We start from the raw sequence: 24,182 nt of genomic DNA, 5'->3' as shown, positions 1-24,182 counted from the left end.
TTGTAACGATCAAACAATTTAATTTATTACAAAACATGGATTTAATTAAAATTGCAGAAGAAGCATTTGCTACTGGCAAACAGCATCCTTCATTCAAAGCTGGTGACACAATCACAGTAGCATACCGTATCGTTGAAGGTAGCAAGGAACGTGTACAGTTGTATCGCGGTGTTGTTATCAAAATTTCAGGTCACGGTGAAAAGAAACGTTTCACTGTACGTAAAATGTCAGGAACAGTGGGTGTTGAACGTATCTTCCCATTGGAATCTCCGGCTATTGACAGCATCACTGTCAACAAAGTTGGTAAAGTTCGTCGCGCTAAATTGTACTACTTGCGTGCACTTACCGGTAAGAAAGCCAGAATTCAGGAAAAACGTGCAAACGTGTAATTCAGTATTCCCTGAAAAAGACAAAATAAAAGGAGACACCATTGGGTGTCTCCTTTTATTTTGTGGATACGTTAAATATCATCTGCAAACCGGACTAACAAAATCACGCTAAAAGTCCTGTAATCCTCTGTATAGAAAAATTTCTTATACACTACACTGGTAGGTTATTTCTATTGAAATACTCCCTTCAAATCATTGTACTCAAAGGTTAATCACCCATTTAGAAATACGGTCTTCTGATTTGAAATCATTCCCTCTATCCCATAATACAACAAAAAAGGCCGCCTCATAAGAGACAGCCTTTTTTCATATTTATAAAACTATTACTGACGCTGAGTAGCTGAATAGTTAATCTTCAGTGCGTATGCCTGACGAAGAGCCTGTTTTACTTCTGTTACGATACCCATCTTGGTTTTTGCATCCACCTTCAGGGAAACAGTCATAAACGGTTTGTCTTCCTCTTTCATGTTTTCACGTTCCTGATAGATGTAGTCCTGAACTTCTGAAGATTCAGAGAATTTATCGTTCAACTGAATACGGTCGGTAGTACCCATCTTTTTCTGGAACTCCGGCATCGGTTTACCGATGTAGATGAAAGACACCAAAGATTTCTTTTCCAATTTTTCCAACTCTGTAGCCTGAGGAACCTTGAACTGAACCTTCAATGTAACTTCACGCATGGTTGTTACAATCATGAAGAAGAACAACATGGTAAAGATAAGGTCAGGCAAAGAAGAGGTATTCAACTCCGGCATGCCACGCTTACCAGTCTTATTAAATTTTCCCATGATTATTTTCCTCCATATTTTTTAGGTTCTGCTTCAGAAATCTTCTGCGGATAATAGTCTGTGATAGCTTTCTGTTCATCTTCAGAACATTCAGCGAATGCTTTGCCGAACTGAGACTGAGCCAATTCGTTACGCAACTCATTGTAAGCTGCTACCAATTCGTTCTGAACCTGAATATAAGCATCGTAGCTAGTACCCACGTCATTCTGTACAGAGATTACATGCTTTTCTGTAATCATTACGTCACCGAAGAACGGAAGATGTTTTGCATGCTTTTCAGGCAAGTTCTCATCGTTATTCGGATTGGCAATGAATTCTTTTGCCTTTTGTCTCAACTGTCTGATATCAGACCATTCTCCACCAACCATCAACTGGTCGTCTTTGTTCAAACGAACCTGAAGAACGTTTCTTTCCTTTACAATAATATCATCTTTCTGCTCCTTGTTTTCAGGCGGAGGCGGTAAACGTCTTGCCAGACCTCGGTCAGTATCCATTGATGTTGTAATAAGGAAGAAAATAAGCAACATGAAGGCAATATCGGCCGTAGAGGTTGCATTAATCTGCGGCACATCTCTTTTCTTTTTTGCCATTTTACTTACTTTATTAAATTATTAAACTCAATGAATGATATTATCTCTGTTTGAAAATACCTGTCAGGTTCAGCAATGTACCAATTGCTGCAACAACAAGCAATGCATAAGTTGAATACAGGAACATATCTGTAACTTTCAACATTGTTGCATTTTCGTAAGCAGTACCACCACCCAACAATACAGGTACGTTAGAACCGATATTATATGTTATAATTAATAATACGACCAAAAGGATCAGACCAAACAAAGACTTGATAGCGCCTTTCGGATTATCTTTCAATGCAGCACCAAACTGAAGTACTGCTGCAATAACTGTAACAGCGACACAGACAGCAAACATACCGTACATCAGGTACATCAGGGCTGGAGTATTAGCCGGTTCAACCAAACCAGCTGCATTTGTTTCGCTGTATCCTACTCCGTAGAACATGCCCAGCACTACCAAAATCAGTGCGATGCATACATAGAATACGTAGTATGATACTTTGTATGATAATTTAGCCATTGTTCTTATTATTTTTTGTATTTCAAGTTGTACTTCATGATCATATCAAGCAATGTGATAGAAGAATCTTCCATCTGGCTTGTGATAGCTTCAATCTTAGACAAGATGTAGTTATAGAATACCTGAAGAATCAAAGCAACAATCAAACCGAAGATAGTAGTAATCAAGGCAACTTTCATACCACCTGCTACAACTGTCGGAGAAATATCACCAGCCTGCTGGATTTGGTCGAACGCCATAACCATACCGATTACAGTACCCAAGAATCCCAAAGACGGAGCCATAGCGATGAACAATGTAATCCAAGAGCATCCTTTTTCAAGGTAACCAGCCTGAACACCACCGTAAGAAACAACTGAACGTTCAACTACGTCCAAACCTTCGTCGATTCTCATCAAGCCCTGATAGCAGATAGAAGCAACAGGACCACGAGTGTTACGGCAGATTGTCTTAGCACCTTCTACATCACCTTTTTCCAAAGCAGCTTCAATTTTAGCCATCATTTTCTTCACGTCAACTTCAGCCAAGCTCAAGTAAATAATACGTTCAATACAGAAAGCCAAACCAAGTACCAATGCGATAGCAACCAAAGACATGAAGCCTGCGTCACCTTCGATAAACTTAGTCTTTAATTCTTTGTGCAAACCACCTTCTTCAACAACTGCAGGTGCTGCTGCTTCATCAGCTGCTGCTACTTGTTCTGTCTGAGCCGGAGCTGCTGTAGCTGTAGAATCCTGAGCCATAGCTGTCTGAGTCATTCCAAATGAGAGGACTCCCATCACTGCAAGAATTGCAAATAACTTTTTCATTGTGTGTCTAATTTTTAAGATTAATTAATTAATTAATAGTTTGTTAATTGTTTTTCTCTTTTTTCGCGGAGAGAACGGGATTCGAACCCGTGATACGCTTTTGGCGTATACACGCTTTCCAGGCGTGCCTCTTCAACCACTCGAGCACCTCTCCTTTTTAATCAGCCGGAGCCTCATTTCAGCCATTTTTGTACCCCGCGCTGATTTCAGTCACAAATGTATTCTTTTTTTTCGTCTTACATAACATCAAGCCTGCAAAAGTTTACTTTTGAAGTCGAAATTAATAAACTTTAAAAACTTTTCTCCGCATTTGTGAAGACTTTTAAAGCATTTTCCGTGGTCCGGGAGGCGATTTCCGACAAAGGTACTCCATAGATTACCGAAAGACATTCTGCCACCTTCACCAGATTTGCACTTTCATTCCGTTTGCCACGATAAGGCACAGGAGCCAAATAAGGTGAGTCGGTTTCGAGCACGACGCGCTTCAAAGGCACATTCTTCAACACTTCGGGAAGGGTACTTTTTTTGAAAGTAACCACTCCGTTTATACCTAACATAAAAGATTCGTATTCCAACAGCCGTTCTGCATCTTCACTAGTGCCCGTGAAACTGTGGAAGATTCCCCGCAAGGCTGTATGCTTGTAACCCGACAAAACCTCCAGCAGTTCCGGATAAGCTTCCCGGCAATGTATAATAAGAGGCAGATCGTATTCCAGTGCCCACTTCACCTGTTCTTCAAAGACAATCATCTGCTCCTCACGGAAGGTCTTGTCCCAATACAAGTCAACACCCACCTCACCGATACCATAAAAGCAATGAGAAGAAGAAGTCAGATACCCTTTCACTTTTTCCAGACGTTCCTTCCAACCGGCATCTACCGATGTGGGATGAAAACCAATCATCGGGTAGCAGCAATCGTGCGCCTCACACAGTTTAAGCATAGCCTCGACCGTCGTATCATCAATGTTAGGCATAAGCAAGCGGGTCACTCCTGCCTCGACTGCACGAATCACCGCCAGTTCACGGTCGGCATCAAACTCTTCAGTATAAAGATGGGTATGAGTATCAATCAGGGCGTTCATATCTTTACAATTTACGGTCCATTAAATGACAAACAAACTTCTTCAGTTCTTCTTTAAGAGAGGATTCCACGTTTACTTTATCCAGCAACTCCAGTCCTTCCTTATAATAGGCATCAATGCGAGCCTGACAAAGTTCAGGAACTCCTACCTTATTATATAGAGCTGTAACCGACTGGATTTTTTCTTCAGCCACGTAGTCCGTAGCACGAAGCCAGTTCAGTAACGTTTCCTTATCTTCTCCTTCAGCCAGGCTCAAGGCGGTAATCAGCATAAAGGTCTTCTTATTGCAAAGAATATCTCCTCCAATCTTCTTTCCAAAGACAGCCGGATCACCATACACATCCAGGTAATCATCCTGCAACTGGAAAGCCAGTCCCATCTTAATGCCAAAATCATAGAGCAACTGCGCATCCTTTTCGGGAGCACCTCCCAAGATGGCACCAATTTTCAAGGCTGCCGCAAGCAACACGGAAGTCTTCAGACGAATCATTTCGATATACTCGTCGACCGTCACATCCAGACGATGCTCGAACTCCATGTCCCACTGCTGTCCTTCGCATACCTCAAGGGCGGTACGGCCAAACACTTCCATCACGCGTTCCACACATTCAAGCGGACATTTCTTCATCATAAACTGATAGGCAAGAATCAGCATGGCGTCTCCCGAAAGAATCGCCGTATTCTCATCCCATTTTTTATGTACCGTAGGCTTGTTGCGGCGCATATCCGCCTTATCCATCAGGTCATCGTGCAGCAAAGTAAAGTTATGATAGGTTTCAATGCCTGCTGCCTGTGAAAAGATACGGGTCACATCTTCCTTATATAAATTATAAGCCAATAGCATCAGCACCGGGCGCAAACGCTTTCCGCCCAACCCCAATACATACTCAATCGGATCATAAAGTCCCATCGGCTCCCGCATATAAGAAAGGTTTCCGATATATTCGTGAATCTGCTGTAACAATTGTTCGCCTGTCTGTTGTTTCATGGAAATGTAATTTAAGATAAGAGAAAAAAGAAAGGCTGCAAAAATGCAGCCTTCACTTTATTATAACGGTCAATAGATTACTGCAACTTAAAGGTTACAGGCACGGTATATTTTACACGTACAGCTTTACCACGCTGCTTACCTGGTTTCCATTTCGGCATCATCTTGATCACACGGAGTGCTTCCTTATCCAAGTACGGGTCTACACTACGCATAACCACCGGGTCAACGATAGAACCATCCTGATTTACGACGAACTGGATGATTACACGTCCCTGTACACCGTTTTCCTGTGCGATAGTCGGATACTTGATGTTCTTACCGATAAACTTCAAACATTCAGCCATACCACCCGGGAATTCCGGCATTTCTTCTACCACCTGGAAAATCTGCTGTTCTTCCGGTTCTTCTTCTTCCACTTCAACCGGTACATACTTGATTTCCACAGCCTGGTTGTTTTCTTCACTTGACTGGATAGTAGATTCTTCTACGTTTGCATCATTTTCTGCAATCTGAAGAACTTCTTCTACTTTCGGAGCTTCAGGAGGAGGAGGTGCCTGCTTCTGTTCTTCCTGTTGTTCAGTGATAGGAATCATTTCCTCTTCAAAGATTGGTTCGGTGATACCTGTATCGGCAGTGACCTGCTTGTCACGTTCTGTCCATTCGAACGCTACAAACATCGCTGCCAAGATCAGTACGAAACCTACCAATAACCACGTGGTCTTTTTGCCCTCGAGGTCCGCTTTCGGCGATTTCTTGACTTCCATAAATGTGTTTATTAAAGGTTAATACTCTATACGTGGCAAAGGTAGCATAATTCCCCGAAACTCCGACACCCCAACATGAAAATAATGTAAAACAATGCATATTTTTTATTCCGCACTGGAAATAATCAGCATATCGCCTTACGTGCTCTATGTTTCCCTGTGCGGAAACGTAGGGTTCACGCAGGGAAAACCTACGTTTCCGCCATGAAAAACATAGGTTTTCCGGAAAGGAAACGTAAAAAACACAAACAGGTATCTGAATCATTGCTACAACGTTTTTTCATCTCTGAAGTCCCAAACGAATTTCTACCTTATATTATAAGGAAGAGACGCCAAAAACTTTATCCAAAACATCCGATATACAAAGGATTTACACTATCTTTGTCAATGCGAAATCTATTTTATCGAAGCCGAAACATGAAAAAAATTATTATTGCCATCGACGGATTCTCTTCCTGCGGGAAAAGTACCATGGCTAAAGACTTAGCCAAAGAAATCGGATACATCTATATAGACAGCGGCGCCATGTACCGGGCCGTTACATTGTATTGTCTGGAAAACGGATTGTTCAATACCGACGGAAGCATTCAGGAAGAAGCGCTCCGCCAGCAGATGAGACAAATCCAGATTTCCTTCCAGCTCAACCCGGAAACCCAGCGCCCCATGACCTTCCTCAACGGGAAGAACGTGGAAGAACGTATCCGCACCATGGAAGTCTCCTCACATGTCAGTCCGGTGGCAGCACTCGACTTTGTGCGCAAGGCCTTAGTTCAGCAACAGCAGGAAATGGGCAAGGAAAAAGGAATCGTGATGGACGGAAGAGACATCGGAACAGCCGTATTCCCGAATGCGGAACTGAAGATTTTCGTGACAGCCTCTGCCGAGATCCGTGCACAGCGCCGTTACGAGGAACTGAAAGCCAAAGGTCAGGATGCTTCGTTCGAAGAAATTCTTCACAACGTAGAAGAACGCGACCGCATCGACCAGAACCGGGCAGTAAGTCCCCTGCGCAAGGCTGACGACGCGATTTTACTGGACAACAGTCACCTGACCATTGCCGAACAAAAACAATGGCTGAAAGAACAATTTGAAAAAGCTGCACATGCATCACATTGAAATAGATAAGGACTCAGGATTCTGCTTTGGAGTGACGACCGCCATCTCAAAAGCAGAAGAAGAACTGGCAAAGGGCGCACCTCTGTATTGCCTGGGGGATATTGTACACAACGGGCAGGAGTGTGAGCGACTGAAGGAAATGGGATTGATTACCATCAACCACGAAGATTTTGCCCGACTGAAGAATGTAAAAGTCTTGTTGAGAGCACATGGAGAGCCTCCTGAGACTTATGAACTAGCCCGGAAAAACCACATCGAAATCATCGATGCCACCTGTCCGGTAGTGCTGCGCCTGCAAAAAAGAATCAAGCAGGAGTATGACACCACTCCCCACGACAAAGACAGACAGATTGTTATTTACGGGAAAAACGGCCATGCCGAAGTGTTGGGACTGGTGGGCCAGACCGAAGGCAAAGCCATCGTCATCGAGAAGCTGGAAGAAGTCAGCAAACTGGACATGAACAAAGACATCCGCCTGTATTCGCAGACAACCAAGTCGCTCGACGAATTCCGCCAGATAGTGTCCTACATCGAGACCCACATTTCACCGGAAGCCTCCTTCCAGTACTTCGATACCATCTGCCGTCAGGTAGCCAACCGCATGCCGCATATCCGGGAATTTGCCGCCAGTCACGACCTGGTTTTCTTCGTTTGCGGACATAAAAGTTCCAACGGGAAAATCCTCTTTCAGGAATGTAAAAAGGTCAATCCCAACTCTTACCAGATAGACAAACCGGAGGAAATTGACAAGGCCTTATTGTCACATGCACATTCCATTGGAATCTGTGGAGCCACCTCTACCCCTAAATGGTTGATGGAAGCGTGTAAAAAAGTTATAATGGACGAATAATAAAGAAGAAAATCAGTTACAATATAAATTCATATTTGTACTTTTGCTTCATAAAAATCAAACTAACAACTAACAATTATGGGAACTATTAAATGTATTGGTATTCTTACATCCGGAGGAGATGCTCCCGGCATGAACGCCGCAATCCGTGCAGTCACCCGCTCTGCCATCTACAACGGATTACAAGTTAAAGGTATCTACCGTGGGTATAAAGGATTGATTACAGGAGAAATCAAGGAATTCAAGACTGAAAACGTCAGCAATATCATACAATTAGGAGGTACCATCCTGAAAACAGCTCGCTGCCAGGAGTTCCGTACACCGGAAGGCCGTCAGGTAGCTTATGAAACTATGAAACGCGAAGGTATCGATGCACTGGTAGTCATTGGTGGTGACGGTTCGTTGACCGGTGCCCGCCTGCTGGCTCAGGAATTTGATGTACCTTGTATCGGATTGCCCGGTACCATCGACAACGACTTGTATGGTACGGACACAACCATCGGATATGACACTGCCCTGAACACAATTTTGGATGCAGTAGATAAAATACGTGATACCGCTACTTCACACGAACGTTTGTTCTTTGTGGAAGTAATGGGACGCGACGCCGGCTTCCTGGCATTGAACGGTGCCATTGCTGCGGGTGCCGAAGCTGCCATCATTCCGGAATTCAATACGGAAGTAGACCAGTTGGAAGAGTTCATCAACAACGGTTTCCGCAAATCAAAGAGCAGCTCTATCGTGCTGGTAGCTGAAAGTGAAATCACCGGTGGAGCCATGCACTATGCAGAACGTGTAAAGAACGAATATCCGCAGTACGACGTACGTGTGACTATTTTAGGACACTTGCAGCGTGGTGGACGCCCGACCGCACACGACCGTATCATTGCCAGCCGTATGGGAGTAGCCAGCATCCAGGCCCTGATGGAAGGTCAGCGCAACGTCATGATTGGTATCGAAAACGACCAGATTGTGTACGTTCCGTTTGCCAAGGCTATCAAGAACGACAAGCCTATCGACCGCGAACTGGTTAGCGTATTGAACGAATTGTCAATCTAACAAAACAATTCCATATAAAGAATCCCCCTTCAAAAAGCATTTAAACGTCTTTTGAAGGGGGATTTTTGTATACTGTATTTTCTTCTTTTATTTTCTCCGGCGATTTCTGCGGTGCGTACGTGCATGACGTTTATAACGTATCCAGCGGCGGCGAATCTGCCAGGCGCTCAGTCCTACTACCACCAAAAGAATCAGAATCACAATCCCGCTATTCAGGTTGTCGCCTTTTACACGCGACCAGATTTCCAATACATCTACCGTCTTGTCTCCAAAGTCACGTATCATGGCACAACGGGCTATCACAGACTTATCGGGATACTGTGTGTTACGCAGCTTCACCTTCTGTGCCTCCGGACCGAAGAAATAGCTGGCATCGACTTCCTTATCCAGGGTAGAATCAATACAAGCTTCCAGAATTTCCGGGGCAGCAATGGCACTCACATACCCGTTCTCTTCCATGTTACGCAAAGCGATGTCCGGCCTACAAAGGAAGTTGATAAAATAGCTGGCTGCCTTAGGATTCTTGGCATACTTAGGAATTACCCATCCGTCGTACCACACATTGCTACCTTCTTCCGGAATGGTATAGGCAAGGTCCACTCCTACCGTTGCCGCTTCTTCCATAGCCCACTGTGCGTCTCCGCTCCAGGTCATGTTCATCCAGGCCTTGCCTTTGGTCATCATTTCCTTACCAAAGTCTGCTTCCCATCCGGCCACATTCGGCTTCAACAGTTTCAGATATTTTCCCACCGAGTCCATGGAAGCCGGTGAATAGTCGTTCATCAGGTCAGCCACACTGCGGGTACTGTCTTTCAAATCCTCACGATGCGCATACAGCAAAGCCATACCGTACGAATCGCGATAGGCATCCTTCATCAGAATCTTGCCGGAAAAACGTTTCTCCCACAGGCACCCCCATGACTTCAGGTCTTTTTCGGAAACAAACTGCTTGTTATACAGCAGGCCGGCCGTACCCCACATATAGCACACGGCATAACGGCTGGCCGGCAGATCGCCCTTCACCGTCAGTTTATCTATCTGCTGACGGATATAGGGCGCCACTCCGTTCATGTAATTGGGTGAATGAGCAAAAGCCGTATCAATAGGCTGCAACAAGCCTTTGTGCAGCATTCGTTCGATGATATACTCGGAAGGACACACCACATCAAAGTCTTCATGCCCTTTCTCAATTTTTGTCAGCATGATTTCGTTGATGTCAAATGTCTGATACACGATGCGGATATCTTCTCCCGTCTTTTCCTTATAATATTCCTGAAAATCTTCCAGTACGCCTTCACCTATGTAGTCTGCCCAATTGTACACCTTGAGCACGTTTTCGCGCGATTCATTAGCGTTGTAGCATCCTGTCAACAGACAGCACACACACAAAGCCACCCACCAGTTCCACCTTTTCATCTTCTGTTTCATTTATTCTTTGCTTTGTCAGCTCTACGGTTAATAATAATCAGCAGTACCAGTATCACCACAAAAATCACGGCCGACAGCGGACGAAGCTCCGGCGTCAGACCACCCTTGCGGGCATCGGCATAAATATAGGTAGAAAGCGTTTCCAATCCCTGATTTCCAATGGTAAACACCGTTACCGCAAAATCGTCGATGGAAATGGTCAGTGCCAGCAGGAATCCGCTTACCATTCCCGGACGGATTTCCGGAACAATCACTTTCCACAAAGCCTGCATCGGAGTAGCTCCCAAATCGAGCGCGGCCTCATACAGGTTCGGATTCATCTGTTTCAGGCGCGGCAACACACTCAGCACCACGTACGGAGTACAGAAGGTGATGTGTGCCAGCACTACGGTGGTAAATCCTTGGGTAATGCCTAATGACACAAACAGCAGGAACAAGGAAATACCGGTAATAATATCTCCGTTCAATATAGGAATGGTATTGATGAATCCCATGGCTTTCCGGCTGCGGGCCTTCAGATTGTAGATTCCGATGGCAGCCACACTTCCCAACAAAGTCGATACCGTCGCAGCAATAAAGGCGATGGCTATTGTATTTATCAGCGCATTCATCAGGGAATGATGTGCTCCGGTGTTACACAAGGAGCGGTACAGATTGAGCGAAAAGCCGGTCCAGTTGCCCAATACCTTTGCATCGGTAAAGGAATAAATCACAATAATCAATATCGGAGCATACAGCAACAACAGCAAGACCCAAAGATAGGTCTGCATCAGCACTTTCTTTACCATACCTGTCCTCCTTTCTCTGAATCACTCTTTTCATCAGAACTAAAGAGTGAAGTGGCCGCAATCAAGAACAGCATAATCAAGGAAAGGGCTGCTCCATAGTTCCACATACTGTTGTTGATATTCTCCTGAATAGTCGTACCAAACAACTTAATGTTGTTCATGGTCAGCAATTCTGCAATGGCAAAGGTAGAGATGGTCGGCATAAACACCATCATGATGCCGCTCACCACTCCGGGCATGGACAGAGGGAACACCACCTTCCAGAACACCTGGAAAGAGTTGGCTCCTAAATCCTGTGCTGCTTCCACATAACTCGGGTCCATCTTCTGAAGGGTATTGTAAATCGGATATATCATGAAAGGAATAAAGTTGTAAATCATTCCGAATATCAACGCTCCTTCTCCTAAAGGCAGACTGGCAAAGTCGAACAAAGCTACGGTAGCCAGCGTACGTATCAGGATGTTGACCCACATCGGCAGGATAAACAGCAGAATCAGCGTACGCGAATAGCTTGAATTACTGCGGCTCAGAATCCAGGCTGCCGGATATCCCAGTACGATACAACCTATCGTAGTCAGTATAGCTATACCGATGGAATAAATAAAGGTATTGACTGCTTCCGGATGGGCCAGGAATTTCCGGAAGTTTTCAAGCGTCATACGACCTGCATCATCGGTAAATGCATATACCACAATTAGCAGAAGCGGAACAATCACAAAAATGATAGAGAAAATGAGATAAGGAAGTGTCCAGCTTCGGCGTGAAAGAAAAAACAAACGCAGTTTATTCATCGTTCCTCCTGTTTTACACGTACCCGAATATCTTCAGGAGCAATGGAAATGCCCACACGGTCTCCATCATCCCACACATCATTCGTATCGACAAACACATTCTCATCCCAGTCTGACCATACCGTCAGGTGGTAATGGTTTCCTTTGTACAAAATAAACTTGACTTCTCCGGTCAGCATGCCGTCTTCTGCGTTGTCCAGCAAATTGATTTTTCCAAAATCCACGTCTACCAGCACATCGCCCAACGGCACTTTCTGAAGGTCTACCGGTGCACACTCAAACTCACATCCTAAGAATTCCACATGAGTTTCATCGATAAGCTTGCCTTCAAAGGTATTACAGATACGCTCTTTCTTCATGATGTGAATATCAAACGGCTTGACCAGCATACCCACTTCGGTTCCGGCCTTGAAAGCATGATAATCCTGCACCACAAACTCATAGCCGTGGCACAACACCACCATTTCATAGTGTACTCCTTTAAAAATACAGGACTGTACGGTACCACGAAGCTGTGCCATATCCGACACCGGGAATATATACAAATCCTCCGGACGAATCACCACATCCACCGGTGTGTTTTCGCCGAAGCCTTCGTCCACACATTCAAAGTCACGGTCACAGAAATGTACCAACTTATCCTTCACCATGACTCCGTTCAGGATATTACTTTCTCCGATAAAGTCGGCCACGAACGAGTTAATCGGCTCATTGTAGATGTCGGTAGGGGTACCAATCTGCTGGATACGTCCCTCACTCATCACCACGATGGTATCACTCAATGTCAGGGCTTCTTCCTGGTCGTGCGTCACGTACACAAAGGTAATGCCCAGCGTCTTGTGCATTTCCTTCAACTCCATCTGCATGTCCTTACGCATCTTCAGGTCAAGCGCAGCCAGCGGCTCGTCCAGCAACAACACTTCCGGCTCGTTCACAATGGCTCGGGCAATGGCCACACGCTGCTGCTGTCCACCCGAAAGCGAGTTGACATCGCGGTACTCATAGTCGGTCATACCCACCATTTTCAAGGCAGCCTTTACTTTTTTAAGTACCGTATCCTTTGGCTTCTTTTTCAGTTTCAAGCCAAAAGCAATATTGTCATACACATTCAGATGAGGGAACAAGGCATATTTCTGGAAAACTGTATTAACAGGACGCTTGTGAGGAGGAGTCTGGGTAATCTCCTCCCCTGCAATACGAATCACCCCTTCCGAAGCGGTCTGAAATCCCGCTATCAGGCGCAGCAAGGTCGTCTTACCGCATCCCGAAGGGCCCAAGATGGTTACAAACTCTCCCTTTTTGATGGATAAATTGATATTATCCAAGGCTGTTTTTTCACCAAAAAACTTTGATACACCCTTTACCTCTATAATAGGTTTAATTTCACTTTGCATCATTTCTTGAAAATTAGTTCGCAAAGTTACATATTAATTCATTTCACAAGGCATATCACCCTTATTTTTCTTCCTTATTTTTAATTACTCCAATAGAAACAAGCCATTTTGAATATTTATTCATCACTCCTGTTTCAACCCGGAGAAATACATTTCCAATAGTTTTCTGGCTGCCGAGAAAGACGTGGCTCGTCCTTCCAGCACATCCTTTTCCTGCAAGGGAAGCAAGGAAGCAATTTCCGGATTCTGATAGAAGCTGTCGCGCAAATGCTCATTGATGGTTTCATACATCCAGTATTTGGCCTGCTCGTTCCGACGGTGTTCAAAATAACCGTTCTTGCGGACAAAGTCGATGTAGGCATACACCATATCCCAGATTCCCTTGACACCGATATTATAAAATCCGGAATACGTCAGCACCTGAGGAGTCCATCCGGATTCGGGAGTAGGGAAAAGATGGAGCGCATTACGGAAATGCGTAGCCGCCAACTGTGCCTTCTCTACATTATTTCCATCGGCCTTGTTGATAATGATACCATCGGCCATCTCCATGATACCGCGCTTGATGCCCTGCAACTCATCGCCCGTACCGGCCAGCTGAATCAGCAGGAAGAAGTCTACCATGGAATGCACGGCAGTTTCACTCTGGCCTACTCCCACAGTTTCGACAAAGATTTTATCAAATCCGGCAGCTTCACACAAGATGATGGTTTCACGGGTCTTACGGGCCACACCGCCCAATGAGCCCGCCGAAGGACTGGGACGGATAAAGGATTTAGGATGTACCGACAATTTTTCCATTCGGGTCTTGTCACCCAAAATACTTCCTTTGGAACGTTCACTGCTGGGGTCTATGGCTAACACGGCCAACTTTCCTCCTTTTTCTTCGAGCACATGCAGTCCGAATACATCAATCGACGTACTTTTTCCGGCACCGGGCACTCCGCTGATACCGATACGGATAGAATTACCCGAATAAGGAAGGCATTTTTCAATGACCTCCTGTGCCAGCACCTGATGTTCCGGCTTGACACTTTCTACCAGCGTGACCGCCTGGCTCAGCATGGTCACATCGCCTTTCACAATACCTTCCACATACTCGGCAGCAGAATACTGACGACGTTTGGGTTTCTTTCTCAGATTCAGATAAGGATTAACAATGGAGGGTTGTTCCACTCCCTGGTTCACAGTTAACCCCTTATAAGCTTCGTTGTTTTCGGGGTGTTCCATAAAAGTTTTTATTTTTCGGACGATTTCAGCCGGGCTTTCACACGGATGGTAATCATCGGTTGGTTAGGATCATCGGTAATCATCAGGACACGGGGTGTACCTTTCACACGGTGAAGATTCTGTGCCAACACAGTAATCTTCATCTTAGTCGATTCACCCGGTTTCAGCACTCTCTTTTTCAGTTTCACGGCCAAAGCCATGCTGAATACCTGCATATCCTGAATATTCAGGTCAGAGCGACCTGTATTTGAAATGACAATCGTCTGCGACTTCTTTTGGTTGGGTTTCAAATCCACAAATTCCAGTTCCTTAGCCGACAACGTGATCTGAGGAGGATTGTTTTTCTGCTGTTCGGTCAACTTGGAGAAGTCAGGCAACAGAGCCACAGATACAGGTATTTCATTCTCACTGCCGACTTTATCACCTGGGAAGCGGGACAGATAGACAGAAGCACGTGTAATACCTAATTTTGGCAATTTCTCAGAATCCAGTGTTACCAGAATCTTTCCGGTCTTTCCACGTCCCAGTTTTTCAGGTTCCGCTTTTGCCTCCAGATAAGGAGGAAGATGCATCAGCACAGGTGAATAAGCCTTGTTGGAAGTATTGGCCACCAACAATTCAATGACCGGGCGGTCTCCCTTATTGACGGATTTAAAATCAAGTTCATCCTGTGTCAACCGGATGGCACCGATAGCATAAGGATGCGTAAAGGAATAGTTCTTGGCATCGGCTGTCACCTCTCCGTTAAAGTCCAGGTAAATAGGCAGAGAAGCTGCATTGCAATACACACCCACATCTTTATAGAAATGCCCGATAGCTTCTGCATCGAACACTACCGTAATCTTTCCTTTTCCTCCGGCAGGTACAGGTTCTTCTGTCCATTGTGCCTTGGCACATCCACAGGAAGTCGTCACATTGGATATAACCAGCGGCTTGTCTCCCGTATTGGTAAACTGATAAGTCACGGTTGCCGGAGTGCGCCACAACACGTAGCCCAAGTCCTTAGTAGTCATATCAAAGGATATTTTAGGCTGAGCCCATAAGGACATGCAAGCGACAACACACAAAAAAAGAAGGGTATATATTCGTTTCATTGATTTTATTCTTTCTAAATTACGGAAACAAAGATAGGGAGAAAACGGAAACAAGCAAAATCAAGTCTGAAAATTTATTTTCTCCATAACCTCAGAAATTTGTAAAAATGTCCGAACCGGAATCCCGGCCCGGACGTGATTTTATTCGATATATAATGTATATCCTTCCGTATGACTGCCAAACTCAGGATCGTATACCGACCGTATTTCCGATGTACCTGCCTGATATACTCCCGAACGGTCTACATGCACTTCATATTCAATGACGTAGGTTCCTTTCCGCAAGTGATCCATAAAGAAGGTCGTCGCCGCATCACCACTTACCCGATACCGTCCCAAGCCATCGGACCATTCGTAGCCTGAGATTTGCCGCACTGGTTCCATACAAGCCGCACGTTCGTCTTTCAGACATACAAAATCCATATCCCGGTCGGCACGGAGAGTCAGGCGCACCGTCAGCTTATCGCCAACCTGCAACTTTTCTTTGGCAGACAAGGTCTTACCTTTATATATATACTCACGTGAAACTTGCAGACCCTTTCCTTCAAATGCCTTCACACGGTCCATATCTTCCAGATATTGTGCATACACGGCACCCCATCCGGCAGCTTTTCCCGTATGACTTACGGTCAGCGTCTTCACCTCTGCCTCCGCTCCACTTAATGTATGACTGATACAGCCCAGTCCGTCTTTCGGAGTTTCCAGTGTAACATTGCCTGCCACCGCCTGCATCTGTCCGGACTCCGTCGATGCCATGCCATCTGACAGCAAGGCATACACCGCATCCGCCGTAGCCAATGGTGTATTCCAGCACTGCACCTGCTTTTGTTTCAGCAACCAGCGTTTCATTTCCTCCAGCATCTTTTCATCCTTCTCCACGTGCTGAATAGCCTCCATGGCAGCCACCTGCGTCGGAATACGGTAACCGTTCCATGCGTATCCGGCTTTCGGCGTATCAAAATAACGTCCCATTTCCGGTGTTACTACCGTATATTCCTTAATCGAGCGTACCAGTATTTCTGCCTGCGTACGTTTTCCCTGTGCCTGCAGAATCCGGGCAATCAATGCCTTCTCATAAATGGAATAAGTAGCAGAACGGTTTTCCAGTTTGGAGGTCATGTATTCCTTTGCTGCCTTGTTTACCTTTCCTCCTGCCACCGCATCCAGTGATGCAATATACAGATACCTCACCGCCAGCTCACTTGGCCATTGCGGGCTTTTGTTACGAGCCTCGTTTTTCTTCAGGTTCTCATATTCCTGACAGAAAGCTTTTTCCAGGTAATTCAGACCTTTCAAGTACATGCCAGCCACTTGCGCATCCGCCATGATATGCATGGATTTCAGTCGGGCCAGCAGTTCCACCACCTGCGTAGTAACCAACCGGCTTCCCTGCATGCCGTTGAACCAGCTCCAGCTTCCATCCGCTTTTTGCAAGGCCTTCAATTTCTCTACGGTCTGCCCCATGCGATAATTCATCGTATTCAGGTCGAACAACAATCCAATCCGTTGTCTCTGTTCCTGTTCATCTGCCGCCTGAGCCAGCCAAGGCGTTTCGGCCAGCAACACGCTTTTCAGTTCCTGGTTCTTCTCCAGTTCACTCCACAACGTTTCTTTCTTTACTCCCTGCTTTTTCCAAGCTTCAAACACAGGCTGAATCTGCGGATTCAGTTCCACAATTTTCCGTGCCACCGCATTGGCGTAGTAAGCCGAAGCCCAGGAGAACGCATCGTCCTGCTGCGGATTTCCTACTACCGGAAGTGCCTGTACGGCATACCATATCGGAGTAGAAGTCAGTTCGATGGTCAGCTGCCGGTTCTGGGCCGTCTTGCTCTGTCCGTTAAACAAATCCTTCAGGCTCACTTCCTGAGACTCCCCGCCTTTCACCTGCAAGGACAAGGTTTCCGTCATCCATTGCTTGTCAGTAAGCACAGGAAGATAATGCTGTTCTCCATCACTAAACTCGCCAGCTTCCGCCTTCATCCGGCAAATCAAAACCTCGCCATCCATATTTACCGGGAAAGTAAAACGTACACTGCCCGTTTCTCCTGCCTTCACCTGAAAATCCTGTACTGCCTGATACACCACACTTTCATCCATCGGATTCACCAATTCCAGACGTACCGCCCCTTTCACCTCTTCCGTTGACAGATTTATCAAAGAAGCTGCCAGTGAAGTTTCATCTCCTCTACGAAGGAAACGAGGCAAATTAGGCTGAATCATAAACGGTTTTTCGGTCCGGGTTTCTGCCTGCAGGAGTCCGTAATCCATGTGGCGGGTATGTGCCAGCCCTCTGAACTTCCACTGCGTCAACGCGTCCGGTACGGTAAATACCAATCGCACGGTTCCGGTTGAATCTGTACGCAAATCAGGATAGAAGAAAGCCGTTTCTGCAAAATTCTCGCGTAAAGTCATCGTCTGTTCCGTTTCCAAAGGAATCGTTTCAGACTGAAGTTCTACTTCTACCACTCCATCGTCCTGCGTGAATCCCGCCTGCGCATTCAAAGCCTCATCCGCCCTCATGGCATCTGGTGCTGCAGCCACAGCCTTCATCATGATTCCTGCCCCGCGTACCATCAGACCGTTTCGAGAGAAGGTTCTATACTGACGCAAAGAAGGAATCCACAACCGGCTATACAACTGCCAGTTGTCAGGAGTATATACAGAAGACAATGAATAAGTATAGAAAGGCGAATAAGCCATCGCGATACTATTCACTGACTGAATAAACGGCATGACGGAAGGAGTATATCGGCTGAAGCCCACCTGGAAATTCCACGGGTTATCCCACAAACGGTCGAGCGAAGCATCATACAAGGTAGCCAGCAAACGGGCATCCGCCGGTTTGCCTGCCGCATCCAGAATCTGCATGGTCCAGGTTTCTTCTGTGCCCGGACGCAAACGGTCACGGAAAACTTCCCACTTCAATGTCAGTTTTTTCTCCGGTACCGGACGTTTCAAAGCGACTTGCTTGGAATACCAGATACCGTCTTTCATAAATCCAAAGCTGACGGTGATTCCATCGCCGTATTCCGGCCGCCACGTATAATCAAACGAACGGATTTCCTCGTTCAGCACAAACGAGTCAGACACCAGCATCCGGTTGCCACTGTACACATGATAGAACAAATGTACATTCTTTTCACTGCTACCCACATACAAGGTCACCGGCTGCGTTTCCTCCAACTGTGTACCGTCCTGATAGAACCATTCCACAGTCTTTACCGGAGGAACCCGGTCTTTTAACGAAAAGAGTACAAGCTCCTGCTCTGCACGACAAGGACGCCCGTGCTCATCACTGGCGGTTACCTCCAGCAAGTATTTTCCGGAAGCCAACTTCTTCCATGCTTCCGGCAGGAAAGGCTGTCCGGATTTCACCGTATCCCCCCATACTGTTTGCTGCTTCTTTCCGGCCTCATCCAATGTATAAAGTGAGCAGACCACATCCAATGCCACAGGCTGTTGCTGCATGTTCAATGCCTGTACCTGCATCTTATCCAGTTTCTCACGAGCCACTTTTCCGGCCAATCCCTTTATCTGTAATCCGATGGCATGTTCACCCACCGGAAGCACCAGTACACCTTCCTGCGTTTCACCGGCCGCATCTGTCACTTCCACCTTCACCTGATAACGATAGAATCCGTCCCAGCCTAAAGAGACTTCCGCATCCGGACGTTCCAGACAAACCTTCACCGCAAACGTTCCGTCGGCTGAAGTTATCAGTTCACCTTCTGCCAACTGTTGTTCTCCTGCCATGCTTCGCCAGAACCAGGCCTTTGAACGAGTCAAGGTATAACGCACCTTACCGCCCTGTACCGGTGCACTGGAAAACTTTTTCGCCGTACCTTCCAGTTGCAAGGAATCCCCCATCGTGTAAGCTTCCTGCACTTCCTTCCAGGTGACTTCAAACGTCGGACGCTTGTATTCTTCCACTCGGATATAGCAGGAAGCCTTGTCCGATTCTATACGGAACATGCCGGCCAATGTTTCCGAAGGTAATTGGAACTCTGCTGAAAATGCGCCAAAGTCATCCGTAGTCAGTTCTTTCCGGGCTATCTCCCGGTTATTAGCATCCCGCAAAGCCAGCCAGATGGCCGCATCTTTGCGTACCTCTACACTATCACCTTCCTGCGCATAAGCCACACCGGACACGTACACCGTCTGTCCCTTGCGGTACAGCGCACGGTCGGTAAACAAATCCATGCGATCCACCTTCTTCTTGCTGTCATTGACCGTCGGCAACACCCTTCTGGACCAGTAAGCCACCTGCATAAACTCATCCTTACCTGCACACGCATGCATCCACAATGATTCTTTCATGTCCGGCACTACTACCTTGCCTTGCTTATCAGTTTTAAACGTCTTATATAAGGTATAATTGCCTGGCACAGGAATGGAATAGAACACCAATTCTGCCCCTGCGACCGGCTTTCCGGTCTTACAATCCACCACATGACACTCCGTCTGCCTTCCTTCCATCGGGAAAGAAACCACCTGCAGTGCAGACAGATGCACTACATCGTATCCCGTTTTATCCTGATAGCCGTCGGGGATTGATTTCAATATATAAATCCCCGCCTCGGGCATCCGGCTGGTCAGCACAGAAACCGTATCCTTGTACGTAGGAGTATCCGGCAAGTCCAACCGCACTTTATCCACCAGTGTACCATACTTCTTTATCAGGTCCGCATGCTCCAGATTCTGTGCAAACACAGAAGAAGAAGCCTTCAGGTTCAGTCTATACCATTCCAGTGTCGCCCCTTTCAGGTTCTTGCTGGTAACACGAAGTTCCGCTTCCGTCTGCGGATAAGGATGAGTTACCTGCACCGAGAGCGACGGCATGCACACTATGCGCTGCTTATCCTTCAAATCGGCCGTGAATTCTGAAGAAGGATACCGTTTTATTCCTTCTTCTATCACCTTCATTTCGGACACGAAGTCTTGTTTCTGATGATAGAAATCGGCCCATGACACATACAACGCCGCACAGGCATCCACTCCGTCATAGGCTTTTGCCCACGCCTGCAACTGCTCCAGCACCTGCTCGTCCGACAGCTGTTGCGGATACCTCCATCCATTACGCTGCCAGTACATCAATCGCTCCAGACGTGTCAATAATTCCGCGTCACGATTTCCTGCCGCCTCGTATTGTGCAATCAGCTTTTCATACTTGTCGAACACTGCCAACTGTACGGCCTTGCTTCCTCCTCCATTCCATAGAAGCTGAAAGATAGACTGACGTAACAGCAAATCGTACATATTGTCACCGAAATAGCGCTGGCTCCATTTGCCCTGTTCAGCCATCGGACGAAAATCGGTCGTAGCTACGCCCAGCAAAACCTCCTTATCCTTTACTGCCTGGTCAAACTCATACAATGCGCTGTCCACTTCCTGAGGAGCGGATTCCAACTTATAGTATCCTGACAAAAACGACAACACGGCTTTCTGCAAAGGATCATTCTCCTCTGCAGCCCATGCATTCAGTCGACAAAGTTCACGCTGCAAACTGTCCGGTGTCAGCCCTACCTGACATTCCACCCGCGAAAGATACGCTTTCAGCATTTGCGGAGCATTCTTCTCCTTCCTTGCCTTTTCATAAATCTGGTTCACCTGTGAAATCAAGGTCTGCGGCAAATCCTTCTTCCGGGTTTCCTCTACCTCCTTCCAAAGACGGTCGTAACTCTGAGCTATCCCCGCCAAAGGGAACATAAAAGCCAACAATCCCGTGGCACATATCAAGAATAGTCTGTTCATCATTTCCAATTTTAAGTTTTACAAGGTTGTCTTTATAAAGATAAAACCAAAACCCTGATTTACTGCACAGATTTTCATTAAAAGAAGTAAAACCACAGAAAATCGAAACAAAAAAAACGGAGGCTGCCCCTTTCCCTTTTACGGGAATCGGACAACCTCCGCAATCTATTATCTACTAACGGATATTACTTTTTCGGTGTATTCTCCAGTGTAGCCAGCAAGAAATCATAGAACTTCTTCACTGACGGCACATGACAGCGTTCTTCCGGTGTATGCGGGCACTGCAAAGTAGGACCAAATGAAATCATATCCAGTCCAGGTACAACCGCACCGATGATACCACATTCCAGTCCGGCATGAATCACTTTCACTTCCGGTGTTTCACCAAACTGTGCCTTATAAGATTCCTTCATGGCATGCAGAATCGGAGAGTTAACATCCGGTTCCCATCCAGAGTAGCTACCAGAACGTTCTACATGCATACCTGCCATAGAGAAACAGCTCTCGATAGCCGTATTGCGATAATCCTTCATTGATTCGCGAGAGCTGCGTGTCAAAACCTTAATGGCAGCCTTTCCATTGCCGATTTCTACGATAGCCAGGTTAGAAGAAGTTTCCACTGTATCCGGGATAGTCGGGATGAAACGTTCTACTCCATTCGGACATGCATAAATCGCGTCCACCAGGTTGTCACGGATTTCTTCCGGCACCATCATCTTCGGCAAGTCCACACGCTCTGCCGTAAAGCTGATGTTGTCTTCAATGGTCGCGAATTCATCACGCCATACCTGTTCGCATTCACCCACGAACGCCAGCACATCTTCTACCTCCGAAGCCGGTACGGTAATCACTACTTCACATTCACGCGGAATGGCGTTGCGCATGTTTCCACCTTCCCATGACACCAGACAAGCCTCATCGTAAGCAATCACCTGGTTCATGAAGCGAGCCATCAACTTGTTGGCATTGGCATGTCCCCAGCCAATCTGAATACCAGAGTGACCACCACGCAATCCTTTCAGTGTTACCTTCAGCGCCACGTCTTCCGGATCTGTTTCTTCTTCCTTGTATTCCAAAGTAGCTGTCAGGTCTTCTCCACCTGCACAGCCAATATAAAGTTCACCTTCTTCTTCTGAATCCAGGTTCAGCAGGATTTCTCCTTCCACTGTGCCCTGTTTCAAGCCGAACGCCCCATACATACCGGTTTCTTCATCGGCAGTAATCAGCGCTGTCAGCGGACCGTGTTTCAAGGTCTTGTCTTCCATAATGGCCATGATGGCTGCCACACCCATACCGTTGTCTGAGCCCAATGTGGTACCTTTAGCCTTCACCCATTCGCCGTCTACATAAACCGGAATAGGATCTTTTTCAAAATCATGCTGTGTATGTTTGTCTTTCTGAGGAACCATGTCCATGTGAGCCTGAAGGATGACAGACTTCCGGTCTTCCATACCCGGAGTGGCCGGTTTGCGATAGATTATGTTTCCAGCCTCATCCTGAAATGATTCCACACCTACCTGCTTGCCGAATTCCAGCAAGAAAGCCTGAATTTTTTCCAAATGTCCAGACGGACGAGGAATTTGCGTCAACGAATAGAAATGCTTCCACACATTCTGCGGAGCCAAAGAAAGAATTTCGTTCATATTATATTTTTTGATTTTATTCCGGAAAAGCAATTTCACTTCCCGGTCCGTTTCTTATTTACAAGTGGTAAGGCTACAAGCCCGTAAACACCTAGCAAAATTAATAAAAAGGTTTGAATACCGTGCACCAGCAGGGCAAATATTCCGGCATCTTCCTTTCCCACCCCATACATCATCATCATGGTAATGACTGCAAAGTGCCACGGACCTGCTCCGTTAGGAGTAGGAACGGCCACTGCAATACTGCCCACCACAAACATCACCAGTCCGGGCATCCAGCCCAGTGAGGCAGAAAAGTCAAAGCAATAGAAACTCACATAGAATTGCAGGAAATAGCATGCCCATATGCTCACGGTGTAAAAAGCGAACAGCCACGGATGTTTTACATGCCGAAGCGACAAACATCCGGCCCACACATCGTTCAATATGCCGCGCACCTTCGCAAATACCGTCAAATTGCGAATCAGGAAAAACGCCAGCACGCCCAAGGCAAACAGACAGATGAGAGTGATATAAAAGTTGGTGGAAGTAAACAAGCCCGTAAAGAAGCCCATGTTCGTACCGGTCTTTTCAAAGAATGCCGCAAACACACGCGACTGGAGCAACAGCGTCACTACGGTAATCAGCAGCACACAGATGGTATCGATGAGACGCTCCGTCACCACCGTACCCAGCGATTTGGAGAAAGAAACCCCGTCGTACTTCGACAGGATACCGCAGCGGGAAACCTCCCCCACACGCGGTACGACCAGATTGGCCGCGTACGACACAAAAACCGCATACACACTGTTCGACACCTTGGGGTATTCACCTAACGGAGCTAACGTCAGATTCCAGCGCCAGCCGCGGAACAGATGCCCCAGCACACCAAACACCAGCGAAAAGGCCATCCAGCCATAATTCATGCCGCCATCCAGCACGCTCCACACACGCCGGAAATCAAAATCGTGGTATGTCCAAAGCAGAATAGCCGCTCCGAGTACCAACGGAAGCGCTATCTGGAAGACCTTATTTAGTACTTTTTTTAAACCTGTTCGTTCCAAAATCAGTCTGTATATAAAGATTTATGTTTAACTTTGCAAGTCACAAAGATAATACGAACATTTAAAACCTGAGG

General features: G+C 46.4%; 20 protein-coding genes and 1 tRNA gene. 4 read left to right on the top strand and 17 right to left on the bottom strand.

Annotation, left to right across the window (positions count from 1 at the left end; genetic code table 11):
- The first annotated feature begins 35 nt into the window (after window positions 1-35).
- On the top strand, window positions 36-389 hold the full coding sequence (gene rplS, locus DXD04_RS12860; RefSeq protein WP_007557752.1) for a 50S ribosomal protein L19: 354 nt from the start codon (window positions 36-38) through the stop codon (window positions 387-389).
- Window positions 390-712: 323 nt separating this feature from the next.
- Here rplS and DXD04_RS12855 read toward each other — a convergent pair whose 3' ends face one another.
- From DXD04_RS12855 to DXD04_RS12820, 8 genes are all read right to left on the bottom strand, one after another.
- Window positions 713-1,177 carry an ExbD/TolR family protein gene (locus DXD04_RS12855; protein WP_117673665.1) on the bottom strand — a complete coding sequence of 155 codons (465 nt, stop codon included), beginning with the start codon at window positions 1,175-1,177 and terminating at the stop codon, window positions 713-715.
- Between the two features lie 2 nt (window positions 1,178-1,179).
- Window positions 1,180-1,767, bottom strand: coding sequence for an ExbD/TolR family protein (locus DXD04_RS12850; RefSeq protein ID WP_117673664.1), 588 nt, complete (start codon window positions 1,765-1,767; stop codon window positions 1,180-1,182).
- A 40-nt stretch (window positions 1,768-1,807) separates the two neighbouring features.
- Window positions 1,808-2,275 (bottom strand): hypothetical protein, encoded by a 468-nt coding sequence (locus tag DXD04_RS12845; RefSeq protein WP_117673663.1) that lies wholly within the window; start codon window positions 2,273-2,275, stop codon window positions 1,808-1,810.
- An 8-nt stretch (window positions 2,276-2,283) separates the two neighbouring features.
- On the bottom strand, window positions 2,284-3,084 hold the full coding sequence (locus DXD04_RS12840; RefSeq protein WP_117673662.1) for a MotA/TolQ/ExbB proton channel family protein: 801 nt from the start codon (window positions 3,082-3,084) through the stop codon (window positions 2,284-2,286).
- 66 nt (window positions 3,085-3,150) lie between these two features.
- Window positions 3,151-3,238, bottom strand: a tRNA-Ser gene (locus DXD04_RS12835).
- Between the two features lie 136 nt (window positions 3,239-3,374).
- Window positions 3,375-4,166 carry a TatD family hydrolase gene (locus tag DXD04_RS12830; protein ID WP_117673661.1) on the bottom strand — a complete coding sequence of 264 codons (792 nt, stop codon included), beginning with the start codon at window positions 4,164-4,166 and terminating at the stop codon, window positions 3,375-3,377.
- Between the two features lie 4 nt (window positions 4,167-4,170).
- The gene (locus tag DXD04_RS12825) at window positions 4,171-5,154 is read right to left on the bottom strand and encodes a polyprenyl synthetase family protein (protein WP_117673660.1); all 984 of its coding nucleotides are present in this window, start codon (window positions 5,152-5,154) and stop codon (window positions 4,171-4,173) included.
- A 77-nt stretch (window positions 5,155-5,231) separates the two neighbouring features.
- On the bottom strand, window positions 5,232-5,921 hold the full coding sequence (locus DXD04_RS12820; RefSeq protein WP_117673659.1) for an energy transducer TonB: 690 nt from the start codon (window positions 5,919-5,921) through the stop codon (window positions 5,232-5,234).
- Window positions 5,922-6,338: 417 nt separating this feature from the next.
- On the opposite strand from DXD04_RS12820, the gene cmk reads away from it, so the two are divergent.
- The 3 genes from cmk (at window position 6,339) to pfkA (ending at window position 8,946) form a co-directional block, all read left to right on the top strand.
- Window positions 6,339-7,037, top strand: a complete 699-nt coding sequence (gene cmk / locus DXD04_RS12815; protein ID WP_117673658.1) for a (d)CMP kinase — start codon at window positions 6,339-6,341, stop codon at window positions 7,035-7,037.
- Window positions 7,024-7,887 (top strand): 4-hydroxy-3-methylbut-2-enyl diphosphate reductase, encoded by an 864-nt coding sequence (locus DXD04_RS12810; protein WP_117673657.1) that lies wholly within the window; start codon window positions 7,024-7,026, stop codon window positions 7,885-7,887. Before cmk ends, DXD04_RS12810 begins: the two co-directional genes overlap by 14 nt.
- Before the next feature lie 78 nt (window positions 7,888-7,965).
- On the top strand, window positions 7,966-8,946 hold the full coding sequence (gene pfkA, locus DXD04_RS12805) for a 6-phosphofructokinase (RefSeq protein ID WP_117673656.1): 981 nt from the start codon (window positions 7,966-7,968) through the stop codon (window positions 8,944-8,946).
- Between the two features lie 87 nt (window positions 8,947-9,033).
- Here the strand turns inward: pfkA and DXD04_RS12800 are convergent, their stop codons facing one another.
- The 9 genes from DXD04_RS12800 to DXD04_RS12760 form a co-directional block, all read right to left on the bottom strand.
- Entirely contained in the window at window positions 9,034-10,374 is a 1,341-nt protein-coding gene (locus tag DXD04_RS12800; RefSeq protein ID WP_409034805.1) for an ABC transporter substrate-binding protein, read from the bottom strand.
- Entirely contained in the window at window positions 10,371-11,162 is a 792-nt protein-coding gene (locus tag DXD04_RS12795; protein ID WP_117673655.1) for an ABC transporter permease, read from the bottom strand. Before DXD04_RS12795 ends, DXD04_RS12800 begins: the two co-directional genes overlap by 4 nt.
- Window positions 11,156-11,953, bottom strand: coding sequence for an ABC transporter permease (locus DXD04_RS12790; protein WP_117673654.1), 798 nt, complete (start codon window positions 11,951-11,953; stop codon window positions 11,156-11,158). Before DXD04_RS12790 ends, DXD04_RS12795 begins: the two co-directional genes overlap by 7 nt.
- Complete coding sequence (locus DXD04_RS12785; RefSeq protein WP_117673653.1) at window positions 11,950-13,350, bottom strand: polyamine ABC transporter ATP-binding protein; 1,401 nt, start codon at window positions 13,348-13,350, stop codon at window positions 11,950-11,952. Before DXD04_RS12785 ends, DXD04_RS12790 begins: the two co-directional genes overlap by 4 nt.
- A gap of 120 nt (window positions 13,351-13,470) precedes the next feature.
- Window positions 13,471-14,577 carry a methylmalonyl Co-A mutase-associated GTPase MeaB gene (meaB, locus tag DXD04_RS12780; protein ID WP_117673652.1) on the bottom strand — a complete coding sequence of 369 codons (1,107 nt, stop codon included), beginning with the start codon at window positions 14,575-14,577 and terminating at the stop codon, window positions 13,471-13,473.
- An 8-nt stretch (window positions 14,578-14,585) separates the two neighbouring features.
- Window positions 14,586-15,671 carry a DUF1573 domain-containing protein gene (locus tag DXD04_RS12775; protein WP_022054224.1) on the bottom strand — a complete coding sequence of 362 codons (1,086 nt, stop codon included), beginning with the start codon at window positions 15,669-15,671 and terminating at the stop codon, window positions 14,586-14,588.
- Between the two features lie 141 nt (window positions 15,672-15,812).
- Window positions 15,813-21,425, bottom strand: coding sequence for an alpha-2-macroglobulin family protein (locus DXD04_RS12770; protein ID WP_117673651.1), 5,613 nt, complete (start codon window positions 21,423-21,425; stop codon window positions 15,813-15,815).
- A 182-nt stretch (window positions 21,426-21,607) separates the two neighbouring features.
- Entirely contained in the window at window positions 21,608-23,065 is a 1,458-nt protein-coding gene (locus DXD04_RS12765; protein ID WP_040313324.1) for an aminoacyl-histidine dipeptidase, read from the bottom strand.
- 35 nt (window positions 23,066-23,100) lie between these two features.
- Complete coding sequence (locus tag DXD04_RS12760) at window positions 23,101-24,108, bottom strand: lysylphosphatidylglycerol synthase transmembrane domain-containing protein (protein WP_117673650.1); 1,008 nt, start codon at window positions 24,106-24,108, stop codon at window positions 23,101-23,103.
- Between the last annotated feature and the right edge of the window lie 74 nt (window positions 24,109-24,182).

The organism is Phocaeicola plebeius (assembly GCF_003437535.1).
Taxonomy (GTDB): Bacteria; Bacteroidota; Bacteroidia; order Bacteroidales; family Bacteroidaceae; genus Phocaeicola; species Phocaeicola plebeius_A.
This window is presented reverse-complemented; position numbering and strand designations above follow the sequence as displayed.